The sequence below is a fragment of the Rhodanobacter sp. L36 genome (assembly GCF_009765755.1).
GTDB lineage: Bacteria > Pseudomonadota > Gammaproteobacteria > Xanthomonadales > Rhodanobacteraceae > Rhodanobacter.
On sequence record NZ_LMUV01000003.1, the window covers coordinates 1 to 23,327 of the forward strand.

17 protein-coding genes are annotated in these 23,327 nt (G+C 62.5%); 10 read left to right on the forward strand and 7 right to left on the reverse strand.

Features of this window, described 5'->3' with window-relative positions:
- Positions 1 to 252 (forward strand): hypothetical protein (locus GSQ73_RS17905; protein ID WP_216844727.1); only part of this gene is annotated, 252 nt, incomplete at its 5' end.
- 958 nt (positions 253 to 1,210) lie between these two features.
- Here GSQ73_RS17905 and GSQ73_RS05150 read toward each other — a convergent pair.
- On the reverse strand, positions 1,211 to 1,816 hold the full coding sequence (locus GSQ73_RS05150) for a hypothetical protein (protein ID WP_254063288.1): 606 nt from the start codon (positions 1,814 to 1,816) through the stop codon (positions 1,211 to 1,213).
- A 324-nt stretch (positions 1,817 to 2,140) separates the two neighbouring features.
- Here GSQ73_RS05150 and katG point away from each other — a divergent pair, with 324 nt between their 5' ends.
- Positions 2,141 to 4,396, forward strand: coding sequence for a catalase/peroxidase HPI (gene katG, locus GSQ73_RS05155; RefSeq protein WP_158881760.1), 2,256 nt, complete (start codon positions 2,141 to 2,143; stop codon positions 4,394 to 4,396).
- Positions 4,397 to 4,521: 125 nt separating this feature from the next.
- Here the strand turns inward: katG and GSQ73_RS05160 are convergent, their stop codons facing one another.
- Entirely contained in the window at positions 4,522 to 5,493 is a 972-nt protein-coding gene (locus tag GSQ73_RS05160; protein WP_158881762.1) for a LysR substrate-binding domain-containing protein, read from the reverse strand.
- A 185-nt stretch (positions 5,494 to 5,678) separates the two neighbouring features.
- Between GSQ73_RS05160 and GSQ73_RS05165 the strand changes: the two genes are divergently transcribed.
- From GSQ73_RS05165 to GSQ73_RS05175, 3 genes are all read left to right on the forward strand, one after another.
- Positions 5,679 to 6,218: a peroxiredoxin gene (locus GSQ73_RS05165; RefSeq protein WP_158881764.1), complete on the forward strand. Its 540-nt coding sequence runs from the start codon at positions 5,679 to 5,681 to the stop codon at positions 6,216 to 6,218.
- Between the two features lie 132 nt (positions 6,219 to 6,350).
- Positions 6,351 to 6,890 carry a carboxymuconolactone decarboxylase family protein gene (locus tag GSQ73_RS05170; protein ID WP_158881766.1) on the forward strand — a complete coding sequence of 180 codons (540 nt, stop codon included), beginning with the start codon at positions 6,351 to 6,353 and terminating at the stop codon, positions 6,888 to 6,890.
- 170 nt (positions 6,891 to 7,060) lie between these two features.
- Positions 7,061 to 9,739, forward strand: coding sequence for a M1 family metallopeptidase (locus tag GSQ73_RS05175; protein ID WP_158881768.1), 2,679 nt, complete (start codon positions 7,061 to 7,063; stop codon positions 9,737 to 9,739).
- Positions 9,740 to 9,788: 49 nt separating this feature from the next.
- Here GSQ73_RS05175 and GSQ73_RS05180 read toward each other — a convergent pair whose 3' ends face one another.
- The gene (locus tag GSQ73_RS05180; protein ID WP_158881770.1) at positions 9,789 to 10,709 is read right to left on the reverse strand and encodes an alpha/beta hydrolase; all 921 of its coding nucleotides are present in this window, start codon (positions 10,707 to 10,709) and stop codon (positions 9,789 to 9,791) included.
- A gap of 193 nt (positions 10,710 to 10,902) precedes the next feature.
- On the opposite strand from GSQ73_RS05180, the gene GSQ73_RS05185 reads away from it, so the two are divergent.
- Positions 10,903 to 15,045, forward strand: coding sequence for a hypothetical protein (locus GSQ73_RS05185; protein WP_158881772.1), 4,143 nt, complete (start codon positions 10,903 to 10,905; stop codon positions 15,043 to 15,045).
- Complete coding sequence (prmC, locus tag GSQ73_RS05190) at positions 15,038 to 15,859, forward strand: peptide chain release factor N(5)-glutamine methyltransferase (RefSeq protein WP_158881774.1); 822 nt, start codon at positions 15,038 to 15,040, stop codon at positions 15,857 to 15,859. Before GSQ73_RS05185 ends, prmC begins: the two co-directional genes overlap by 8 nt.
- Positions 15,860 to 15,879: 20 nt before the next feature.
- Here the strand turns inward: prmC and dxs are convergent, their stop codons facing one another.
- Positions 15,880 to 17,772, reverse strand: coding sequence for a 1-deoxy-D-xylulose-5-phosphate synthase (gene dxs / locus GSQ73_RS05195; RefSeq protein WP_158881776.1), 1,893 nt, complete (start codon positions 17,770 to 17,772; stop codon positions 15,880 to 15,882).
- A gap of 143 nt (positions 17,773 to 17,915) precedes the next feature.
- Here dxs and GSQ73_RS05200 point away from each other — a divergent pair, with 143 nt between their 5' ends.
- Complete coding sequence (locus GSQ73_RS05200; protein ID WP_158881778.1) at positions 17,916 to 18,332, forward strand: low affinity iron permease family protein; 417 nt, start codon at positions 17,916 to 17,918, stop codon at positions 18,330 to 18,332.
- A 13-nt stretch (positions 18,333 to 18,345) separates the two neighbouring features.
- Here the strand turns inward: GSQ73_RS05200 and GSQ73_RS05205 are convergent, their stop codons facing one another.
- On the reverse strand, positions 18,346 to 18,942 hold the full coding sequence (locus GSQ73_RS05205; protein ID WP_158881780.1) for an HNH endonuclease: 597 nt from the start codon (positions 18,940 to 18,942) through the stop codon (positions 18,346 to 18,348).
- Positions 18,943 to 19,183: 241 nt separating this feature from the next.
- Between GSQ73_RS05205 and GSQ73_RS05210 the strand changes: the two genes are divergently transcribed.
- Complete coding sequence (locus tag GSQ73_RS05210; protein ID WP_158881782.1) at positions 19,184 to 19,966, forward strand: SapC family protein; 783 nt, start codon at positions 19,184 to 19,186, stop codon at positions 19,964 to 19,966.
- Between the two features lie 77 nt (positions 19,967 to 20,043).
- On the opposite strand, the gene GSQ73_RS05215 is transcribed toward GSQ73_RS05210, so the two are convergent.
- A complete protein-coding gene (locus GSQ73_RS05215) occupies positions 20,044 to 20,517 on the reverse strand; it encodes a GNAT family N-acetyltransferase (protein ID WP_158881784.1) in 474 nt (157 codons plus the stop codon).
- A 190-nt stretch (positions 20,518 to 20,707) separates the two neighbouring features.
- On the opposite strand from GSQ73_RS05215, the gene GSQ73_RS05220 reads away from it, so the two are divergent.
- Positions 20,708 to 22,168, forward strand: coding sequence for an RNB domain-containing ribonuclease (locus GSQ73_RS05220; protein WP_254063289.1), 1,461 nt, complete (start codon positions 20,708 to 20,710; stop codon positions 22,166 to 22,168).
- 21 nt (positions 22,169 to 22,189) lie between these two features.
- On the opposite strand, the gene GSQ73_RS05225 is transcribed toward GSQ73_RS05220, so the two are convergent.
- Positions 22,190 to 23,176, reverse strand: a complete 987-nt coding sequence (locus GSQ73_RS05225) for a DUF4105 domain-containing protein (protein WP_158881788.1) — start codon at positions 23,174 to 23,176, stop codon at positions 22,190 to 22,192.
- Positions 23,177 to 23,327: the final 151 nt, after the last annotated feature.

The window sequence follows — 23,327 nt, forward strand, 5'->3', positions numbered from 1 at the left end:
AGCCAAAATAAAGGCGTCATCTATGGATCCGACCAAGGATGCTTGTGGGAAGGCACTAACCAGCTGTTCGATGATGTTCATGGTTTACGGCTAACGCTGGAATTGAGCGGCGGCGAAGCCGTCCGCTTGGATGAGTGGTTAGGCCGAGCCGCAGGCCAGCTTTTATGGCGGCGCCTTAGGAAATTGGCTGCAGATGCCTGCCTCCTCGCACCGAACAGAATGGCAAGTGTATGCGACGAAACGATGCATTAGTTTCAACGTTCGATATGCTTCCAAAGAAAGCGCCATTTCACAACTGAAGCCTTGTTGTTCCCCGCCGCACTTGTGCTGGATGTCAGCGCGCGCTTTTGCGTTGGGCCGCATATCAGGTGGCAGGGTGTGCTCAAAGCTGTCTAAAAATTCCAAATACTGTCCATCGACAATGAGGTCGGCATGGCGGCTAGGACACCGCCGGGAAAGAAGCGCGTCGTATTCATCCCACGCTGAAGTTGCGCTTGCAGGCGCGGAAATTAGCAGCGCTGCGATGATGAAAAGACTTTGTCGCAATGACATGGCCTAACGCTGGAGTTAAGCGGCGGCGAAGCCGTCCGCCTTGAACGATTTGTTAGCGCGACTTGCGAGCGAGTTGGATCCCGCCCACGACCAGCAAAAAGGCTACGAACATAAATGGAGTGGCCGCCTGAACTTGATAGTGGCACAAAGCGTCTGCTGGACTCATTGTTGTATTCGTGCTCGGGACAACTGGGTCGTAGTAGACCAAGACAGGGTCTCCGCGCTTGATTTTGTCGCATGGTCGATCGATCCAATACGACACATTCGTATAGTCATGGCCATCGACATTGAAGCTATAAGTAACACTTCCATGATTCGAACAATCAGTGCTAACAACCTTAGCCGTCGTCGTATTGTTACGTGTTACTAGTTGCTGCCAAGGGGCAGTCTGGGAAGCGCAGCCACTGAGATTCAGAAGCAGCCAGAGCGTAACGCAAAATTGTAGTGATCTCATGGGCGCTAACGCTAAGTAGACCCCGGATCCGGGGTGTTGCACGGAGTATGTGGCGTTGATTGCAGGTCGCACAATACGTGTTTGCGTTGCCAGGCAATGCCTTATCCGATGACAGCGGCGACGCGTTGATGAATGGTCCGCTGTTATTCGGTGTTCTTGCGGGTGTAACGGTTTACGCCTGCGGATCGATGGGTGTAACAGGTATCAGGGCGTCGCGATGCCGAAGCTTTCCACATACACCAACTCGCACGCCCCAGCGCCCGTATCCTCGCGCGTCATCGATGTATTCCAGTGCCAGCCATCGGCGCGGGTGGCGTCGACGAGGAAGCCTTCGATGTGCACGACCTGGCCGACGCGTACTTCTTCGAGTTGATGCTTCACGCCGTCGTCGGCGGGGATCAGGTGCATGTTGGCGCTGGAGGTTTCGATCTCGCGGCGCGGGATGGGGAATTCATCCACATGCCAGTAGTAGAAGCGATCGGACTGGGTGATTTCGATTTTCGCGAGCACGTCGCTGTCGGACATGCGGCCCCAGCCGAGTGCGAGATCTTCGGGGATCAGTTTCGCGTCGTCGCCCCATGAATAATCCTTGCGCGAAAGCACGCGCGCGGTGATGTCGAACTGCGCGCGCGTGGTGAGCGTGGTGTCGCCCTGGGTCAGCACGGCGCCATGATCGAGATTCACCTGCTGCGGTTCTGCGGGTGCCAGCACGCCGGGCGACTGCAGCACGGCGCGATGATGCCAGTGCGTCCACGCGCCCCAGATCACCAGCGCCACGATCGCGCCCATCCACAGTTTGCGCATGCTCATCCCGGATCGATCATGGCGTTTGGCCGATGCGCCGAAGTGGTGGCGATGAAGCGGCGCATGGCCCAAACGCCAGTTCGCTGCTGCGCGTGCGGCCATAGCCACTGGCTATGAAGCTGATTGAAACAATTGACTGTACACATTCCATGCTCATGCCTACATTCAATGCCTGATGTCGTGGATCCGGACCAGCCACGCATCGACCGCATCTCAGGGATGCGCGCGTCGCGTTTCCGTCGGCAAGCTAGCACGTGCTTCTGCGCCACCACACTGACCGGCCGTCATTGCGTAGACCGGACCGCACCCAACTCAAAGTGGAGAGTACCCATGTCTACCGAATCGAAATGTCCGATCAACCACGCAGCCGGCGGTGGCACGATCAACCGCGACTGGTGGCCGAATCAGCTGAACCTGAAAATCCTGCACCAGCATTCGTCGTTGTCCGATCCGATGGGCGGAAGTTTCAATTACGCCGAAGCATTCAAAGGCCTCGATCTGGCGGCAGTGAAGAAAGATCTGCTGGCAGTAATGACGGATTCGCAGGATTGGTGGCCGGCGGATTTCGGCCACTACGGGCCGTTCTTCGTGCGCATGGCGTGGCATAGCGCGGGCACCTATCGCACCGCTGACGGCCGCGGCGGCGCAGGTGCCGGTCAACAGCGTTTTGCGCCGCTGAACAGCTGGCCGGACAACGTCAACCTCGACAAGGCGCGTCGCCTGATCTGGCCGGTGAAGCAGAAGTACGGCCGGCAGATTTCATGGGCCGATCTGATCATTCTCACCGGCAATGTCGCGCTGGAATCGATGGGCTTCAAGACCTTCGGTTTCGCCGGCGGTCGCGAGGACGTGTGGGAACCGGAAGAGGATGTTTACTGGGGAACGGAAACCACCTGGCTTGGCGGTGATTCGCGTTACGGCGTGGAGCCCCCGGGCGACGGCGTGATCGTTGCCGAGGCGGACCTGCATGGCAGCGAGAAGAGCCGCACCGATAACGGCCGCAACCTCGAGAACCCGCTCGCCGCCGTGCAGATGGGCCTGATCTATGTGAACCCGGAAGGCCCGGATGGGCATCCCGATCCGCTCGCATCGGCGAAGGATATCCGCGAGACATTTGCGCGCATGGCGATGAACGACGAAGAGACCGTGGCGCTGATCGCGGGTGGTCACGCCTTCGGCAAGACGCACGGCGCCGGCCCGGCGGACAACGTCGGCGCCGAGCCCGAAGCTGCCGATATCGAGCAGCAAGGTTTCGGCTGGAAGAACAGCTACGGCAGCGGCACTGGTGCGGACGCGATCAGCAGCGGGCTGGATGTGACCTGGACCAGCACGCCGACGAAGTGGAGCAACGAGTATTTCGAGAACATGTTCGGCTTCGAGTGGGAACTGACCAAGAGCCCGGCCGGTGCCCATCAGTGGACACCGAAGAATGGTGCCGGCGCCGGAAACGTTCCCGACGCTTTCGATCCGTCGAAGCGGCGAGCGCCCGCCATGCTGACGTCGGATCTCGCGCTGCGCTTCGACCCGATCTACGAAAAGATTTCGCGTCGTTTCCTCGAAAATCCGGATCAGCTGGCCGACGCTTTCGCACGTGCCTGGTACAAGCTCACGCATCGCGACATGGGCCCGCTGCCGCGCTATCTCGGTCCGGAGGTGCCGAGCGAGGAATTGCTCTGGCAGGATCCGATTCCTGCGCTGGATCACGCGCTGGTGGATGCCAACGACATCGCCGCGCTGAAGAGCAGGATTCTTGCCACGGGATTGTCCGTGTCGCAGCTGGTGTCGACCGCCTGGGCATCGGCGGCGACCTTCCGCGGCTCCGACAAGCGCGGTGGCGCCAACGGTGCGCGCATCCGTCTTGCGCCGCAAAAGGATTGGGCGATCAACCAGGCGCTTCCGGTGTCCGAGGTGCTTGAGGCGCTCGAAACCATACAGGCCGATTTCAATCGTGCGCAGTCGGGCGACAAGAAAATCTCGCTCGCCGACCTGATCGTGTTGGCCGGTGGGGTGGGTGTCGAACAGGCCGTGAAGAGCGCGGGACAATCCATCACCGTGCCATTCACGCCGGGTCGCATGGACGCTTCGCAGCAGCAGACCGATGTGGAATCGTTCGGTTTCCTCGAGCCGATCGCCGATGGCTTCCGCAATTATCTCAAGGGGCGCTACAACGTTTCGGCGGAAGCGCTGCTGCTGGACAAGGCGCAGTTGCTGAACCTCACTGCGCCGGAAATGACCGTACTGGTCGGCGGCATGCGCGTACTCGATACCAACGTCGGGCACACCGCGCATGGTGTCTTTACCAAGCGGCCGGGAGCGTTGACCAATGACTTCTTCGTCAACCTGCTCGACATGCGCACGGAATGGAAGGCCATTTCCAGAGGCCCCGACAGTTTCGAGGGCCGTGATCGCACCAGCGGTGAAGTGAAATGGGTTGGCAGCCGTGTCGATCTGGTTTTCGGCTCGCACGCGCAGCTTCGCGCGCTGGCGGAAGTCTACGGAAGCGCCGACGCGCAGGAGAAATTCGTCGCGGATTTCGTGGCGGCCTGGACCAAGGTAATGAACCTCGACCGCTTCGACCTGGGTTGATACTGCAGCCTGATTTTCGATCAGCGGTTTGATGCCACTCGGCACCGGGTCATTCCGGTGCCGAATTCGTTTGCAACGATGACATTGCGTTGTGCAGCTGGCGACGAACGACGAACGACGAACGACTAGCGACGAGTTGGCTTGCGCGTCCGCACTGGCGCGAGGGCGGCCAGCGCGGGTGTGCTGGCGGAGTGCGGGTCGAGCAGGTCTTTCGGCAGTTGTCGAAAGATCGCAGCGAGCTGTTTGAGGAATCCGTTCATCGCCGAGCTCTTGCGCCAGACCATTGCGATGCGCCGGCTCGGCGGGTGTCCCTTGAATTCGATCAGGTGCAGGTTTTCCACCGGCGCCACCGGCGGCTTCACCGCCATCACCGGCAGCAGCGTGATGCCGACATTCGCCGCCACCATCTGTCGCAGCGTTTCCAGGCTGGTGGCGCGGAAACCGCTGCGTTCCCCGGCGCCGCTGAGGTGACACACCTCGAGTGCCTGATCGCGCAGGCAATGCCCGTCCTCCAGCAGCAGAAGGTTCTGGCTGGACAGGTCGGCAAGCTTGAGCTGCCCCTGTTTGTGCGCCAGCGGATGCGCGCTGGATACCGCCAGCAGGAACGGTTCCTCGAACAGAAATTCAGCGTGCAGGCTCTCCTCATGCAGGGGCAGGGCGAGGATGCCGGCATCGAGTCGGCCCTCGCGCAGCATGCGCAGTACCGCCTCGGTTTTCTCCTCCATCAGCAGCAGTTCGAGTCGCGGAAATGTTGTCCGTACCAGTGGCAACACGTGCGGCAGCAAGTAAGGCCCGAGAGTGGGAAAGATGCCCAGCCGCACCGTGCCCGATTCCGGATCGAGCGTGCGCCGGGCCACGCCACGGATTTGTTCGATCTCGTTGAGCACATCGCGGGCTCGCGCTGCGATGTCACGGCCGACCTCGGTCAGCAAGACTCTTTTCGGCGTGCGCTCGACCAGCGATACGCCGAGCTCGTCCTCGAGTTTCTTGATCTGCGTGGAAAGGGTGGGCTGGCTGACGAAGCAGGCGTCAGCGGCGCGTCCGAAGTGTCGATGTTCGGCAAGGGCTACGAGGTACTGGAGATCGCGCAGATTCATGGCGGGTTCGCGAATGATTGATAGACGTTGCCTATGATTGTGATGGTAACAATCAATTTGAACAATCCTTCAAGGCTGGGTAATCTTCGTGGTCTGGAGGCGGAGGAAAGTCGCCCGCGATGACCCAAGACCTTTACAACCGATAAGTTTTCCAATCGATCAATCAACCCGCAATGGAGATTCCCATGCTGACCATCGGCGACAAGTTCCCCCAATTCAACGTTCCCGCCACCGTGTCGATCGAAAGCCTGGACAAGGCATTCCAGAACATCGACAACGCCACTTACAAGGGCAAGTGGCTGTGCGTGTTCTTCTACCCGAAGGACTTCACCTTCGTCTGCCCGACCGAGATCAAGGGCTTCAGCGACGTCAACAGCCAGTTCGCCGACCGCGACACCCAGGTGCTGGCCGCCAGCACCGACAGCGAGTTCGTGCATCTGGCCTGGCGCAAGGATCACGCCGACCTGCGTGACCTCAAGTTCCCGATGCTGGCCGACATCAAGAAAGACCTCAGCAATGCGCTGGGCATCCTGACCGAAGACGGCGTGGCGCAGCGCGCGACGTTCCTGGTCGATCCGGAAGGCATCATCCGCTTCGTCTACGTGACCGACGGTTCGGTCGGCCGCAACCCGGCCGAAGTGCTCCGCGTGCTGGACGCCTTGCAGACCGACGAGCTGTGCCCGTGCAACTGGAAGCAGGGCGAAGAGACGCTGCACGTCGCCTGATCCACTCATTCGTTTGTAGCATCCCGCGCATCAGAGCCTCTCCCTCCCCCCGCTGATGCGCGGGCTTACCCACCGGCGGCGAGGTTCGCTTCGCCGCCGGTTTTTTTCGCCCAGAATTTGATGAGGTGACTTATGAGTCTTGCTGATCTGAAGGGCCAGTTGCCCGATTACGCCAAGGATCTGCGCCTGAACCTCGAGTCCGTGCTGACCGAAGGTGGCGCGCCCGGCCTCTCACAGAAACAGATCGCGGTGATCGCGCTCGCATCGGCCATCGCCTCGCGCTACAAGCCGTTGACCGCAGCGATCAACGAGGAATCGGCGAAGCACGCGAGCGCCGAAGAGTTGAATGGCGCCCGCGTCGCGGCGTCGATCATGGGCATGAACAACGTCTACTACCGTTTCCTGCATCTGGTGGGCGACGAGGAATACGGCACGCTGCGCGCCAACCTGCGCATGAATGCGATGGCGAATCCAGGTGGCGAGAAGATCGATTTCGAACTCGCCTCGCTGGCGGTGTCGGCGATCAACGGTTGCGGCAAATGCCTTGAGTCGCACGAGAAGACATTGCGCAAGCACGGTCTTTCCGCGCAACCGATCCAGAGCGCCGCACGCATCGCGGCAGTGATCCACGCGGTCGCCGTGGCGCTGGAGCAGGCTGACGTCGCAAGCTGATATATCGCGCTTCGATTTTGAAGATGGCAACCGAGAGCCGGACGGCAACGTCCGGCTTTTTTTTTGTTGCCGTGTGAGCCCGCAGAACCGTCCATGCCTTCTGGCACTGTGTCGAAGGTCATGGCCGGCCTACCTTCGCTGACCATTCTTTCGTCCCGGGGAAAGCCGCCATGCGCCGTCTCGTTCGTCCTCTTCTGCTCACTACGCTCGCCGCCTGTTGCGGCGCGTCGTTCGCCGCCACGACGGACGCGATCCCGCAGGGCCGCCTGCCGCAATGGGCTGCGCCGCAGTCGTATGACATCGCGTTCAAGGTCGATCCGGCGCAGGAGAATTTCTCCGGCACCACGGTGATCCGCGTGAAGCTGGCGCAGGCGTCCGATCATCTGTGGATCGACGGCAAGGAATTGAAAGTCTCGAAAATCGAGATCACCGACGCGGCCGGCAAGGTGCATGCGGGCAATTATGTCGAAGCGGATCCGAAAGCCGGCGTGGTACGCGTGGATTTCGGCAGCACCCTCAAGCCGCAGCAGCTTACGCTCCGCTTTGAATACACCGCGCCGCTCAATGCGCAATTGCAGGGTCTGTACAAGGTCAGCGCGAAAGGCCAGCCGTATGCGATGACGCAGATGGAACCGATCAGCGCGCGCTTCGCGTTCCCGAGTTTCGACGAGCCCGGTTTCAAGACGCCGTTCAATATCAGCCTGACGATTCCCGACGCCGACACCGCCGTCGCGAACACGCAGCAAGTGAAGGAAGTGCCGGCCGGCAAGGGCTGGAAAACGCTGACCTTCGCGCAGACGCTTCCGCTGCCGGTGTACCTCGTTGCATTCGGCGTCGGTCCGTGGGACATCGTGAAGGGTCCGGATATTTCGCCGAATGCTTATCGCACCCAGGCGCTGCCGTTGCGCGGTGTCGCGGCGCACGGCGAAGGTCATCGCATGCAGCATGTGCTGAGTGAAACGCCGAGCATCATCCACGCGCTGGAGAACTACTACGGCTTCGGTTATCCGTGGGACAAACTCGACGTGCTCGCCGCGCCGGATTTCGAAGCGGGCGCGATGGAGAACGCGGGCCTGGTCACGTTCCGCGACTGGCTGCTGCTGCTCGACAAGGACTCACCGGCGCGCAACGTGCAGGGTTCGTTCGACGTCACCGCGCATGAGCTCGCGCATCAGTGGACAGGCGACACGGTGACGCTGGAGTGGTGGAACGACATCTGGCTCAACGAGGCGTTCGCCACCTGGATGCAACAGAAAGTGACGATGCAGGTGCATCCGGAATATCGCGCCGATCTCGATCGCGTGGATGGCGCGCAAGGCGCGATGGCGAATGACAGCCTGGTCAGTGCGCGACGCATCCGCCAGCCGATCACCGGCAACGGCGACATCATGACCGCGTTCGACGGCATCACGTACCAGAAGGGCGCGAGCGTCATCGGCATGTTCGAAAACTACGTCGGTGAAAAGACGTTCCAGAAAGGTATGCGCGCGTACGTGCAGAAGCACAAGTTCGGCAATGCAGTTGCGGATGATCTGGTGTCGTCGATCGCGCAGGCCGCCGACAAGGGCGAATCGTTCAAGCACGCGTTCAACAGCTTCCTCGATCAATCCGGCGTGCCGTATGTGCAGGCCTCGCTCAGCCAGAAAAACGGCCAGACCGTGTTGAACCTGAGCCAGAGTCGCTACCTGCCGGTCGGCAGCACCGGCGACAGCAAGCGCGTGTGGGGCGTGCCAGTGTGCGTTCGCTATGGCACGGCTGACGGCAGCAAGGTCAGCTGCGAGATGCTCGACAAGGCCACCGGTTCGATGGCGCTGCCCGGCGCGAGCAAGCCGACGTGGATCATGCCGAATGCCGGCGCGAACGGTTACTACCGTTTCAGCCTGGGCAAGCAGGATCTCGCCGCACTGACCGCGCAGGCCGGCAAGCTCAGCGATGCCGAGCAGCTCGCGTACGCCGATGGCATCGACGCGAGTTTCCGTCACGGCGACATCGATGCCGGCGACGTGCTCTCCGCATTGAAGCCGCTGACCGCGTCGAAGATTCTCGACGTCGCTACCGCGCCGATCGATCAGCTCGAATGGATCTATCGCAACGAAGCGACCACCGATGCGCAGCGCGCCGTGCTCACCGCTTGGGTGAAAGACGCCTACCTCGCGCGGCTGGAGCAGCTCGGCTATCGACGCAAGGATGGCGAACCGGAAGATGCCGCATTGATGCGCAGCCAACTTGCCGGCGCATTGGGTCTGGCATTCAAGGTGCCTGAAGTGCGTGCGGCGCTGCTTGCGCAAGGTGATGCCGCCCTCAAGCCGAATGCATATGGACGTCTGAATCTTTCGGCCGCCGATCCCGATCTGCTCGGCCAGGCGTTGGCGGTTTCCGTGCAGAAGCATGGCAAGAGCGCCATCGATGCACTGGTTGCCGAGCTGCCAAAAACCAGCGACGCCGCACTTCGAAACGCGATGCTTGCCGGGTTGGCCGGCGTTGACGATCCGGCCGCCGCGGCGGAAGTGCGCAACTTCGCGTTGAATCCGCAGGTCAAGGTCGGCGAGATGTCGATGCTGCTGATGGGCGGGCGCGATACCGAAGCCGGTCGCAACGCGATGTGGCAGTGGTTCACTGCGCATTACTCGCAAATCCTGCAACGCACCGGCAGCTTCTCTGGCGGACGCCTGCCCGGTCTCGCATCACGCGGTGGTTGTTCGCAAGCGGAAGGCGAACGGTTGCAGACGTTCTTCAAGCCGCGCGTCGCCAGCGCACCCGGCATCGAACGCGGACTCGCGCAAACCAGCGAGAGCATCCAGCTGTGCAGCGCGCTCAAGACGAAACAGGATCCGGCGATGATCCGCTGATCGGTCCGGGACCTCGCATGAAAAGCCGGGCTTCACCGCCCGGCTTTTTTCATGGGCTGGCCTTGGTGGCCTGATGTTGCGCGACCTGCGACTGGATGAATTGCACGGTGTCTTCGAGCGCCGGTGACTTGCCGCGAAACGGACGCGAGATCGAAAACAGGATCGCCAGATGTCCGATATCCGGATAGAGCTTCAGCTCGACCGGCTCGTGATGCTGGTGCATTTCGCGCGCCAGTGATTCGGCGTTGCGCGGCCACACGATCTTGTCGGTCGTGCCTTGCATCAGCAACATCGGCGGTTCGTCGCCGTCGACGAAATGCACGGGTTGCGAGCGCAACTGCGCGTCATGCGTGCTGCCGAACATGTCGATGTAGTCGGCATCCTTGAGTGGCAGGAAATCATAAGGCCCGGCCAGCCCGATGAAGCCGGCGAGCTGTCGCGGCCGCATGCCGACCGCAGCCAGCCAGTGCGCATCGGTGGCAAGCAACGCGCCGATGTGCGCGCCCGCCGAATGGCCCATCACGAACAGCGCATCAGTGTCGCCACCGTAGTCGCCGGCATGTGCATGCACCCACGCGACGGCGCGCGCACCGTCCTGCATGAAGCCGTCGAGCTTCACTGCGGGCCACAGGCGGTAGTCGGGAATCACCACCACCATACCGCGCTGCGCGAGCGTCTCTCCCACCCACGCGTACCAGCCGCGCTTGCCCGACTTCCAGCTGCCGCCGAAAAAGAAAACCACCACCGGCGCATGTGACGCGTTGGCTGGGCGGTAGATGTCGAGCGCCAGGTGATGTTCGGCGTCGAACACGATGTCCCGCTGGACGACCACGCCTGCCTTGCTTGCGGTGGCATTGAAGCCACTGAAGAGCGTGGCCTGACAGCCGGCAAGCAAGGCGCCGCCGAGCAACACGAAAACTCTTGCGAACAGACCGTGCCGAGGCGGCATGGACGAAGTCGGGCGTGGCATGCGAAACATCCTCTGCAGAGTGGTGCAAATAAATCGACATCGATCGACCCCGTTTCACCGCGGCCTGCGTTTCACGGTATCGAGGTTCGATTTTTCAGATACGAGTGACGACGCCATCAGGATGCGATCGCCGCTGTGTGCCTGCCGTGTTCCACCTACACTGTGCCGGTCGCAGGCACACAGGGAGAGAGACATGCTTCGTCGATGGTTGGGTTTGCTGGGCTTGTGGCTGATGCTGGCGACACCGTTGCTCGCGCAGGACGTGCCGCCGCCGCTGCGCGACTGGCAGGCGTGGGTGCTGCACGATTCGCCGCAGCACGATTGCCCGTTTCTTTCCAGCCAGCCACCCGGCGCGGACAGTTACGCCTGTGCGTGGCCCGGCCGATTGACACTCGATGCCGGCAAGGACGGTGCGCATTTCGCTCTCGACGTGCATGTGGATGCGCCGGGCTGGATCACGTTGCCGGGCGACGTTCGCCACTGGCCGCAGCAGGTCACTGCGAACAATCAGCCGGCCGTCGTGCTGCAGCAGAACAACCTGCCTGCACTGTGGCTTGCGCCCGGCGACTATCAGGTGCGCGGTGCGTTTCCGTGGTCCGCGCGACCATCGCGATTGCAGGTGCCTGCGGCGATCGGGCTGATCACGCTGACCGTCGATGGCGTGGCGGTGACGCGCGTCGAACGCAACGCCGATCAGCTGACGCTCGGCGAAGCTGAGGCGGCCCAACGCGCGGCCGATGCGTTGTCGCTTCGTGTCTATCGTCGCCTGCAGGATGGACTACCGGCGACGCTCGAAACGCAATTGCAGTTTGACGTGGCCGGCAGTGCGCGCGAACTGGTGCTCGGCCCGGTATTGCCGGGCGGGTTCATCGCAACGGCATTGTCGGGCGATCTGCCGGCGCGGCTGGAAAACGACGGTCGCCTGCGCGTGCAATTGCGTCCCGGCCAGTGGACGTTGACGCTGGCCGCGCGCAGCGCCGCGAACCTCGACAAGGTCGCGCTGAAACTTCCGGCAGCGCCATGGCCGCGGCAGGAAATCTGGAGTTACGCCGACGACACCACGCTGCGCAGCACGCGCGTCGCCGGCAACGCCACGGACGCGGCGCAGGCCGGCGTGCCGGATGACTGGAACGCGTTGCCGGCCTATGTGCTCGACGATGCATCGGGTCTTGCGATCGAGCAGGGCACGCGTGGGGATGAAGGCGGACAAGGCGATCGGCTGAACCTGCAACGCGAGTTGTGGCTGGATTTCGATGGTCGCGGATTCAATGTCGCCGACCATCTCACTGGCGAGTTGCGCCATCAACAACGTCTGGATGCGATGGCGCCGTGGCAACTTCAGCGCGCCGCGCAGAACGGTGATCCGTTGCTGATCACCACGAGTTTGCACGGAAGCAACGGCGTGGAATTGCGCGAGCGCCAACTGAACCTGACTGCGGGACTGCGCCTGCCGGAGCATGGCGGTGCGATCCCGAGCTCGGGCTGGCAACTGCCGGTGGAAAACATCGATGCCACGCTGCACCTGCCTTACGGTTATCGATTGCTGGGCGCGATCGGCGCGGACCGCTCGCCGGATTCATGGATCGGCCAATGGAGCCTGCTCGATCTGTTCGTTCTTGCGCTGATCGCCCTGCTGGCCGGACGTCTGCTCGGTTGGCCATGGGCGTTGCTTGCCGCAGCTTATCTCGCGCTGGCGCAGCACGAAGGCCACGCACCGTTGTGGACCTTGGCCGCCGTGCTCGCGTTGATGTTGCTGCTGCGCGCGTTGCCTGTGGGCCGGCTGCATCGATATGCGCGTGCGGGTGCGTTGCTGGTATTCGCACTCGCGCTGCTGTGCACGCTGCCATTCGTAGCTAGCCAGCTGCAGTATGCGATGCACCCGCAACTGGAAGCAGCGACGGATAGCCGCATGATGTCGGCAAGTTTCGCCGATCGGTCGGACAACAAGGACAAGCTTTTCTACTACGAGAAGGCGAAATCAGCGAAGTCGACCGAAGAGGCTTCCGAGAACGCCGTGGCGGCGTCGCCACCTGCACCCCCTGGACCTCCGGCTCCGCCCATGGCGGAAAGCGCGCCGCCGCCCGAGCCGGTCACGACTGCGCCATCGCAAGGCTTGTCGGCGGTGAAGGTGACCGGAGCATCCATGAATCTCCAGCAAGACAGCCGCAGCGTAGTCCAGGCCGGCGCCGGCACACCGCAATGGAACGAGGGCAACAACTATCGACTCGGCTGGTCCGGTCCGGTGACGCCAGAACAAAGCACGCATCTGGTGATCGCGCCGGCTTGGCTGATCCGTATGCTGCGCGTGTTGCTGGTAGCGCTGCTGGCAACTTTGCTGGCGAAGCTTGCCCAGAATCTGTTCGCTCCTCTGCGCGGACGTTGGCAGGCGTGGCGTCATGGACGAACGGTGAGCGCAGCGTTGCTCATGCTCGCGTTGTTGCCGCACGGCGCGCACGCGCAAAACTTTCCGAGCCAGCCGTTGCTCGATCAATTGCGCAATCGACTGGAAGAAGCCCCGAAATGTGCGCCGCAGTGTGCCGGACTCGCACAGGCACACGTGCAGGCAAACGGCGACACACTCAGCGTGTTGCTCGAAGCACATATTGGTGCAACGGTCGCCATGCCATTGCCGCATGAAGACGGCGCCCTGCAACTTATCGAAGTGGCCGTGGACGGTCACGCGAATGCGCCGCTGCTGCGTCGCGACGACGAACTGTGGGTGCGACTGGATCGTGGCGTGCACCAGATCAGCCTGCGCTATCACGTCGGTACGGCCGACAGCACGACCATCAACTTCGCCTTGCGCCCGCAGCACGTGTCATTCAATGGTGCGGGCTGGTCACTCGACGGCGTGGACGATGGGCGCCCGCTCGGCGACAGCATCGCGCTACATCGCGTGCAGGCGGCCGGCGCCGGCAAGGATCTCGCGCCGGTGCAGAACTTTCCGCCTTACGTACGTCTGACCCGCAGCCTCGTGCTGGGTCTGGACTGGACGGTGGAAAACACGGTCGAACGCATCGCGCCGCAGGATGGCGGTTTCAGCATCGCCTTGCCATTGCTGGCGGGCGAGCATCCGCTGGGTGACGACGCGCTGGTCAGGGATGGCCGCATCAGCATCACCTTCAATGCCAACGTCAACGTCGTGCACTGGACCAGTCGGCTCGATCATATCGCGAAACTTTCGTTGCAGTCGCCGCCCCTGGGCGAGCGTGCCGAGACGTGGGAAATCCATGTGTCGCCGATGTGGCATGTCGATGCGCAGGGCGTGCCGACCAGCGCCAGCGCCGATGGTCTGCACTACCAGCCATTGCCCGGCGAAACGCTGCAACTGGCTTTGACGCAACCGCAGGCAGTTGTGGGTGACAGCCTGGCCTTTGATGGCGTGCAGCTGGGTAGCACGATTGGCGAACGCGCCAGCGAAACGACACTGACGTTGCACGCGCGCAGCACGCGCGGTGGCGAACATGCAATCGACTTGCCGACGGGCGCCGAACTGCTCGATGCGCAACGCGACGGCGAGTCGATCAACCTCGCCGTACGCGAGGGCAAGCTCAGTCTTCCGCTGCTGCCGGGCGAGCACGTCTACGCCTTGCATCTGCGTGAACCGCATGGCATCACCACGCATGTCGGCACGCCATCGTTCGCATTGCACGCGCCGGTGGCGAACATCGATCTTGCCTTGCAATTGCCGCAGAATCGCTGGGTGCTGTGGACCTGGGGGCCGACCAACGGACCGGCGGTGATGGTGTGGTCGCAGTTGCTGGTTCTGCTGCTCGCCTCGTGGTTGCTGGCACGCTATGCACCCACGCCGTTGCGATTCCATCAATGGCTGTTGCTTGGCCTCGGGTTCTCGGCCTTCGCTTGGAGTGCGTACGCACTGGTTGTCGTATGGCTGATCGTCTTCGGTTTGCGCGCGCGTCGAGTGTCTGCGGAACACCGGAACACCGCTATCTTCAACTTGCTGCAGTTTGGTCTCGCGGCGTTGACAATGCTGGCGCTGGTGGTGCTCGTTTCTGCAGTGCCGAAGGGTTTGCTCGGCTTGCCCGACATGCACATCGCGGGCAACGATTCCGATGCTTGGAATTTGCGCTGGTTCGCCGACCAGAGCGCCAACGCCCTGCCGAATGGCGGCGTGCTGAGCGTGTCGCTGTGGGTCTACAAGATCGCCATGTTGCTGTGGGCCTTGTGGTTGGCGAACGCGTTGATCGGCTGGCTGCGCTGGGCGTTCAACGCGTGGACCAGCGGCGGCTACTGGGCCGCGCACGCGCCGAAACCGGTGGTTGCGCCACCTGAATTGCCAACAGATGCGGATGCGGAGTTGCCGCCGCATGGCTGAGCTCCGCGACATGCTGACAGCGGCGACGCAGCGACTCGGCGAACAGGCAGATGCCGAAGCGTTGTTGCTGCACGTGCTTGGAAAGCCACGCAGCTGGTTGTTCTCGCATGCCGATGACATGCCGGATATGGACGTCCAGACGGCTTATGCAACCTTGATCGATCGTCGAGTTGAGGGCGAGCCGGTGGCCTATCTCACCGGACGTCGCGGTTTCTGGTCGATGGAGCTGGAAGTGACCCCGGCCACGTTGATTCCGCGCCCTGAGACAGAGTTGCTGGTCGAACTGGCGCTGCAACTACTGGCAAATGATCGGACGCTTTCAGTCGCGGATCTGGGAACCGGCAGCGGCGCGATAGCGCTCGCGATCGCCAGCGAGCGGCCGCTGGTTCAATTGATGGCGACGGACGCGAGCGCTGCGGCGTTGAATGTGGCGCGGCGAAACGCTGAGCGATTGAATATCGCCAATATCGATTTCGCGCAAGGCGACTGGCTGAGTCCGACCGGGGATCGCCAGTTCGATATGATCGTGTCGAATCCGCCGTACATCGAAGCGGACGATGCGCATTTGGCACAAGGTGATCTGCGTTTTGAACCTTCGATAGCGCTGGCATCGGGACACGATGGTCTCGATGACATACGGCGCATCGTGCGGGATGCCAGAAATCACCTTGAAGCCGACGGCTGGCTGCTGTTCGAGCATGGCTGGAATCAGGGCGAAGCCGTGCGTGCCTTGCTCGCTTCCGACGGCTACGACGAGGTTTTCACCGCTCAGGATCTGGAACATCGCGACCGCGTTTCGGGCGGCCGCGTCTGACCCGATTTTTCTTATCGATATCAGCCCGCGCTGGCGACGTTCGACGCAGCAACGGGTGGAAAGCGTGCATGGATTGCGTGTCGAATGCCGGCGAGATCTAGCCCGGCCATGGCCAGCACTTCCTCGCGGCTGCCGTGTTCCAGATAGACGTCTGGAAGGCCAAGATGAAGGATCGGTTTGACGATACCGTGCGCAGCCAGGCACTCGGCCACGCCCGAGCCGGCGCCACCGGCGATGGCGTTGTCTTCCAGCGTGATGAAGCCATCGTGAGTCTTTGCCAGTTCGATCAGCATCGATTCGTCGAGCGGCTTGATGAAGCGCATGTTGACCAGCGTGGCGTCGAGTTCGGCGGCGATGATGGCGGCGGGCGCGAGCATGACACCGAAGCTGAGCAGTGCGAGGCCGTGTCCACGACGACGCAGTTCCGCCTTGCCGATCGGCAACGTATCGAGCTCGTGATGGATCGCTGCGCCTGTCCCGACGCCGCGCGGGTAACGTATCGCCGCCGGACCGTGATACTCGAAGCCGGTGCTGAGCATCACGCGACATTCGTTTTCGTCGGCCGGCGCCATCACCACCATGTTCGGCAGGCAGCGCAGGAAACTCAGATCGAAACTACCCGAATGTGTCGCGCCATCGGGGCCGACGACGCCGGCGCGATCGATCGCAAAGGTGACGTCGAGATTTTGCAGCGCCACATCGTGGATGGCCTGATCGTAGGCCCGTTGCAGGAACGTGGAGTAGATCGCCACGACCGGCTTGGCGCCTTCGCAGGCCATGCCGGCCGCCAGCGTCACTGCGTGCTGTTCGGCGATCGCCACGTCGAAGTAGCGCTGTGGATATTCGCGGGAGAAACGCACCAGTCCCGAGCCCTCGCGCATCGCCGGCGTAATCGCCAGAAGGCGAGCATCGGCAGCGGCCTGATCGCACAGCCAGTCGCCGAAGATGTCGGTATAGGTCGGTTTCGCCGGGCCGGATTTTTTCGTCAACCCGGCCTGCGGATCGAACGGACCGACCGCGTGGTATTCGATCTGCGCCTGTTCCGCTGGTGCGTAGCCCTTGCCCTTGGTGGTGATGACGTGCAGCAACTGCGGGCCGGGCAGGTTTTTTACCGTGCGCAGCGCCTGCAGCAGTTGCGGCATGTTGTGGCCGTCGATCGGGCCGGTGTAGTGGAAGCCGAGTTCTTCAAACAGGGTGCTCGGCACGAACATGCCCTTGGCGTGTTCTTCCCAGCGCTTGAAGAAACGGCCGAAGAACGACTGCTTCGGAATCGCGCGTTTCGCCCGTTCGCGCCAGGTGTTGAGTGTCTGGCTGGCCATCGCGCGGGCCATCATCTTGGTCAGCGCGCCGACGTTCTCGCTGATCGACATGCCGTTGTCGTTGAACACCACCAGCATGTTCGGCTCGACGTCGCCACCATGGTTCAGCGCTTCGAATGCCATGCCGGCGGTCATTGCGCCATCGCCGATCACCGCAACGATCTTTCGCGTGTCACCTTTGCGTTGCGCGGCGATCGCCATACCGAGCGCAGCCGAGATCGAGGTGGACGAATGACCAACGCCGAAGGTGTCGTACTCGCTTTCCTCGCGGCGCGGGAACGGCGCCAAGCCGTCTTTCTTCTTGATCGTGGTGATGCGGTCGCGGCGGCCGGTGAGAATCTTGTGCGGGTAGCACTGATGGCCGACGTCCCACACGAGGCGGTCGTTCGGGGTATCGAATTCGTGGTGCAGGGCGACGGTCAGTTCCACCACGCCCAGGCCTGCACCGAAGTGGCCGCCGGAACTTGCCACTGCCTCGATCAGATAGCGGCGCAACTCGTCTGCCACCGCCGGCAGGTCCTCATCGGAGATGCGCCGCAGGTCGGCCGGTGTCTCGATCGGGGCCAGATGAGGGTAGTTGGTGAGGTCGTTCATCCGCCTATTGTTGGCCCACCGGCAAGGCGGGGCAAGGGCGAAGAGGTGAACGTGGCAGGGCGACAACGCCCGGGCGAGCCCGGCAACGGATACGCGTGGAGAAAAACGCTGTATACGAAGCCATCAACCCAGGGATTATCGCCATGAGTGCTTCAACCGCGTTCCGCCGCTTTGCTGCACGTACCTCCACTGCTGCCGGAAAGCCGGCGACGTTCATCGCCGCGGTTCTGCTCGTGATCGCGTGGGCCGCCACCGGGCCGATGTTCCAGTTCGGCAACACGTGGCAACTGGTGATCAATACCAGCACCACGATCATCACGTTCCTGATGGTGTTTCTGATCCAGAACACCCAGAACCGCGACGGCGCGGCCGTGCAGATCAAGCTGGACGAACTGATCCGCAGCAGTCGCGCGCACAACGCGTTGCTCAATCTCGAAGAACTGGACGACGTGACGCTGGAGCGCATCCGTGTTCACTACTGCCGGCTGGCGGAAAAAGGCCGGAGCGAACTGGACAACGTCGAGGAAGCACTGGCCGCCGAGCCAGACGATCAGACCTGATCGGGAACGCAGATCAGGCGAGCGCGGCGCGTCGCTGGCGTGGCAGGTGGCTGACCAGGAATTCCATCTGGTCGGCCAGGATGTTGCGGTTGGACAGGATCAGGTGTTCCACCCAGCTCGGCCGATATGGCACGGCGAGCAGCGGCATATGCGCCTGCTGCGGCGTGCGGTTGCTCTTTTTCAGATTGCAGGCAAGGCACGCGCTGACCACGTTCTCCCATTCGTCGTGGCCGCCTTTCGATACAGGCATCACGTGATCGCGGGTGAGTTCGCCGCGGCTGTAGTGATTGCCGCAATACAGGCAGATGTGCCGGTCGCGCGCGAACAACGCGGTGTTGGTGAGTGCGGGTGCGGGGTCGATCGCGTGGTCGCGGCAATGGCCGGTACTGGCGATGATCGGATGCAGGTGCATCAAACTCTGGCTGCCGGCGCGGTTGATGCCGCCATGCACGGTGAGGCAGGGGTCGCCGAGCGTCCAGGCGACCGCGTCGCGAACGTAGAGGCAAACCGCGTCCTGCCAGCTGATCCAGTCGAGGATGCGGCCAGCGGCGTCGAGCGAGAGAACCCGGGTCGAGTGGAGATCGGACCGGTTCGGCACTTCCATCAGCATGTAATCCGTCCTTCAGCCATGGCTTCGAAAGAGCGTTTCGGCAATGCAAGATGTCCCATTCGGGCCAGCATAGAACAATTCCGTTGCAATTCGCATGCAAAGGCCGCTGCTACGCCATCGGCGGCCGGTCGCCGCGGCATGGAAGCGCTGATATGATTGCCGATCAACACAGACCCCACGCCGGGTTTGGGAGGGGGAGCTTCCGTGGCGACCCCGGCACGGCGGGGCAGAGGTAAGCAACGTGGCTGAAGTTCTTTTCTACGAGCGTCCCGTTCCGCTCAACCGCACCGAGCACAAGGACCTGCGCCTGAAGCCCGTGCCGAACGTCAAGTTTGCGATGAACGCGCATTCGGTGCCCCTGACCGGTGCGGAATTCGGCATTGCCGCGCGCGATCACCTGATCGTGTTCGCCGGCAACAGCATCGAAGATGCCGGCCCGGTCGCGTTGCTCGGCTTGCGCCTCAACGAAAACCTGTACGTCGACACCGAAGGCAAATGGGCGCCCAACGTCTACGTGCCGGCGTTCGTGCGCCGCTACCCGTTCGTGCTGGCTGAAAAGCCGGCCGGTCAGGAAGGCGACGACTTCACCGTGTTCCTCGACGAACAGTACGAAGGCTTCAATGCAGACGAAGGCGAGCGCCTGTTCAAGGAAGACGGCACGGATACCGAACTGCTGACTAACGCCGTCGGCTTCCTCGGCGAATTCCAGCAGAACGTGGCGCGCACCAAGTGGTTCATGAAGCAACTGCTCAAGAACGAGCTGCTGGTACCGCGCAACGTGCGTCTGCAGAAAGACGGCAAGGATGGCCAGGAAGGCAAGGCGATCAATCTCAACGGCCTGTTCGTGGTCGACGAGGAAAAGCTGCGCAAGCTGGACGAGAAAGCCACCTACGAGTTGATGCGCGAAGGCGTGCTGGGCTGGGTGTATGCCCACCTGCTGTCGCTGTCCAACATCGATCGCCTCGCGTTCCGCCTGAGCGAGCGCGAGATCGCCGAAGAAGCGTCGGACGGCCCGAAGAACTGATTCTTCGCGGCAGCGATACTGCTCCGGCAAGACAAGAAGATGGCGCACTCGCGCCATCTTTTTTTTGGCCTGCCGGTTCAACGCAGCGGTTTGGCCATGCGCAGCAAATCGGTTCCGTAACCGCACGATTCGTACAGCGCGCGCGCACGTTCGTTGCCGGGGAATACCGCCAGCGTCATCAGCGAACAGTGATGTTCGCGCGCCCACGTTTCGGCGTGCGTCATCAGCGCGCGACCCACGCCGCGCCCGTCGTGCCCCGGCGCCACCACGATGTTGTGGACATGGCAGTTGCTGCGGCCGGTGAAAAAATCCTGGGTCTTGTGCAGCTCGACAAAACCGACACGTTCGCCATCGGTGTCTTCGGCCACGAACAGAAATTGATTCGCCGGTTGATCCTCGAGATGTCCGAGCAGGTCGTCGCGCGTGCCCTTGAGGCATTCGTGCCGCGGTCGCCACGCCGGTAGCGGGAAATCAACCAGGCGCGGCACCAAGGCGAGGATGAAGTCGTCATCGTCTTCGGCCAGACGGATCAGCAGCGATATCTCGGACATGGGGAATCGTGGGCAGGGGATGAGCTGGCGTTTCTACACCCTTGAGTGACATCGGCGAAAGTCCCGCTCGTCAGTCCATGGCGCCCGCGATGATGCGCGGGCAGCGATGTATATTCCGGAAGCTTTGCCGCGCACGGCCGTCGTCGTGCGCACGCGCAAACATCGAATGACATCGCGAAAGGATTTGTCCGTGCCGACTACCACCCGTCGCATCCACGTCCAGGCCGCTGGCGACAACGTGCTCACCGAAGGCATGCAGCAGATCCAGCGCGAGCTGAAACTCCCTGATGCTTTTCCGCCGGAGGTCGAGGCCGCCGCGGCACGCGCCGCTGCGCAACCGCGACTGCCGGAACTGGACCGAACCGACATCTCTTTCGTCACCATCGATCCGCCCGAATCGATGGATCTCGATCAGGCCCTGCATGTCGAACACATCGACAACGGATACCGCGTGCACTACGCGATTGCCGACGTCGCCGCCTTCGTCACCGCTGGCGACGCGGTGGACATCGAAGCGAACCGTCGCGGCGAAACACTCTACGGCGCCGACGCGAAAATTCCGCTGCATCCGAAAGTGTTGTCCGAAGGAGCGACCTCGCTGCTGCCGGATCAATTGCGCCCTGCGTTACTGTGGACGATCGAACTGGACACGGCCGGCGCGATTGCCACGATCGACGTGCGCCGCGCGCGCGTGAAAAGTCGCGCCAAGCTCGACTACGCCGGCGTGCAGCAGCGCATCGACACCGGCAACGCCGATCCGATGTGGACCGTGCTGCGCGAGATCGGCGAGTTGCGCAAGCAGTGCGAGCAAGCGCGCGGCGGCGTCAGCTTGCCGTTGCCCGAGCAGGAAATCCGCGTCGACAACGGCCAGTGGACGCTGTCGTTTCGTGCACGCCTCGCGGTGGAAGACTGGAACGAGCAGATTTCATTGCTTACCGGCATGGCTGCGGCGCAGTTGATGGTGCAGGCGAAAGTCGGGCTGTTGCGCACCTTGCCCGAACCCGATCCGCGCGACATCGCGCGGCTGCGCATCACCGCCAAGGCGCTCGGCATCGACTGGCCGGATGCGACGAATTATCCAGATTTCATCCGCTCGCTCGATCCGTCGAAGGACGCGCACGTCGCCATGCTCACGACATCCACCACCGTGCTGCGTGGCGCCGGCTACGTCGCCTTCAACGGCACGCTGCCGGCGCAGCCGATGCAGTCGGCAATCGCCGCGGAATATACCCACGCCACTGCGCCGTTGCGCCGGCTGGTGGATCGCTACACTGGCGAAGCGTGCATCGCGTTGTGCGCGAAACAGCCGGTGCCGGATTGGGTGCTGGCGGCGTTGCCCGGCTTGCCGGCGACCATGCAGGCATCCGGCCATCGAGCGAGCCAGTACGAAAAGGCCGTGCTCGATCTGGCCGAAGCCGCGGTGCTGGCACCGCGCGTCGGCGAATCGTTCGCAGGCGCCATTGTCGAAGTGTCCGGTGCCGATCCGCACAAGGGCGTGGTGATCGTGCGCGATCCTGCGATCGAAGCCAGCGTGTCGAGCACGTCGCCATTGCCGCTCGGCGCGGATGTCACGGTCAAGTTGATCGAGGCCGATCCGATCAAGCGCGTCACGCGTTTCGAGCTCGATGTGTCGGGCAACGAAAGTCAGTAACGACCGCCGCGTATCGATGACTCAATAGAGACCAACGCGTATCGCCTTGGAGAAATTTTCCGCGTCGGTGGTCTTCAATGCGCGGTCGGTGATGCGTCCGCGCTGGCGCAGTTTTTCCACCGACACGCTGGTGTCGACCGCGCCGATCTTGTGCAGGTATTCCGGCAGGTAACCCGTCAGCAGCAGGCCCATGCCCCAGTGCAGGTTCGGATCGATCTTGCGCACCATGCGATAGACGATGGTGGTGCAGTTGGACGTGAGCGTGTTGTAGAACGACGGTTTTGCCGCGAGTGTGTTCGCCGCCTGCATGTAGGACAGGAACAGCGCGCGCATCGTCGGCTTGTCCATGCGCAGCGGATAAAGATAGTCGTCCTCGCCGCGCACGTTGGTGCGCACGCGGATGATGTCGCGCTCGTCCGCGCCGACCAGGATGGTTTCGAACTGCCGGAAGAATCCGCCGACCGAGGAGAACTGATCGCCGCGCTTCTTGCGAATCTCGACCGAGAACACCACGTGGCTGCCGTCATCGAAGCCGAAGCTGATCATCGCGTGCGCGATCGCCTTGCTGCCCCAGTACGACAACACCGCGTCGGCGGTGGCTAGATGATCGAGGTTGTATTGACGCGTTTCCCAGTGCGCGTCGTAATCGTCATCGGTGCGCCAGGTGAAGTTGCGCACGTTCTGCAGCGTCACCTCGTTGCCGTGAACGGTGCCGGTGAGCGTGCGCGCCACGTCGCCAGCCCACACGCGATGGTTGCTCGGCAGAATGCTCGCCCACCACAGCAGCAGCACCGCATAGGTGACCGCATAGACGCCCATCGGCATCCAGCTTTTGCGGACGATCGCCATCGCTGCCAGACCCAGAACCAGCAATACCCAGATCGCGCACCCGGCGATGCGTCCGAGGTTGCCCCCGGGCAGTTGGTACCAGAGCGCCAGCGCACCCCACGCGCCGGACACGAACGTCGCCAGCCCAGCCAGCGCGATCAGCACGGCTCGCCCAAACATCCAGCGCTTCCTGGTCATTTCGCCCCCTGCTGCCCTTCGATGCGCAAGCGTGCGGCTTTGATCGCGGGAAGACAATGCATCGGCAAAACCACCGCGACCGCAGGCATGGCTACAATTCATTCGATTCGGGCCAGCGAGATCGCCGCACCAT

Bases quoted from the DNA above. Each gene is read 5' to 3' on its own strand.
- GSQ73_RS05150 (WP_254063288.1), bottom strand. From the start codon at position 1,816: ATGAGCATGCGCAAACTGTGGATGGGCGCGATCGTGGCGCTGGTGATC.
- katG (WP_158881760.1), top strand. From the start codon at position 2,141: ATGTCTACCGAATCGAAATGTCCGATCAACCACGCAGCCGGCGGTGGC.
- GSQ73_RS05160 (WP_158881762.1), bottom strand. From the start codon at position 5,493: ATGAATCTGCGCGATCTCCAGTACCTCGTAGCCCTTGCCGAACATCGA.
- GSQ73_RS05165 (WP_158881764.1), top strand. From the start codon at position 5,679: ATGCTGACCATCGGCGACAAGTTCCCCCAATTCAACGTTCCCGCCACC.
- GSQ73_RS05170 (WP_158881766.1), top strand. From the start codon at position 6,351: ATGAGTCTTGCTGATCTGAAGGGCCAGTTGCCCGATTACGCCAAGGAT.
- GSQ73_RS05175 (WP_158881768.1), top strand. From the start codon at position 7,061: ATGCGCCGTCTCGTTCGTCCTCTTCTGCTCACTACGCTCGCCGCCTGT.
- GSQ73_RS05180 (WP_158881770.1), bottom strand. From the start codon at position 10,709: ATGCCACGCCCGACTTCGTCCATGCCGCCTCGGCACGGTCTGTTCGCA.
- GSQ73_RS05185 (WP_158881772.1), top strand. From the start codon at position 10,903: ATGCTTCGTCGATGGTTGGGTTTGCTGGGCTTGTGGCTGATGCTGGCG.
- prmC (WP_158881774.1), top strand. From the start codon at position 15,038: ATGGCTGAGCTCCGCGACATGCTGACAGCGGCGACGCAGCGACTCGGC.
- dxs (WP_158881776.1), bottom strand. From the start codon at position 17,772: ATGAACGACCTCACCAACTACCCTCATCTGGCCCCGATCGAGACACCG.
- GSQ73_RS05200 (WP_158881778.1), top strand. From the start codon at position 17,916: ATGAGTGCTTCAACCGCGTTCCGCCGCTTTGCTGCACGTACCTCCACT.
- GSQ73_RS05205 (WP_158881780.1), bottom strand. From the start codon at position 18,942: ATGCTGATGGAAGTGCCGAACCGGTCCGATCTCCACTCGACCCGGGTT.
- GSQ73_RS05215 (WP_158881784.1), bottom strand. From the start codon at position 20,517: ATGTCCGAGATATCGCTGCTGATCCGTCTGGCCGAAGACGATGACGAC.
- GSQ73_RS05225 (WP_158881788.1), bottom strand. From the start codon at position 23,176: ATGTTTGGGCGAGCCGTGCTGATCGCGCTGGCTGGGCTGGCGACGTTC.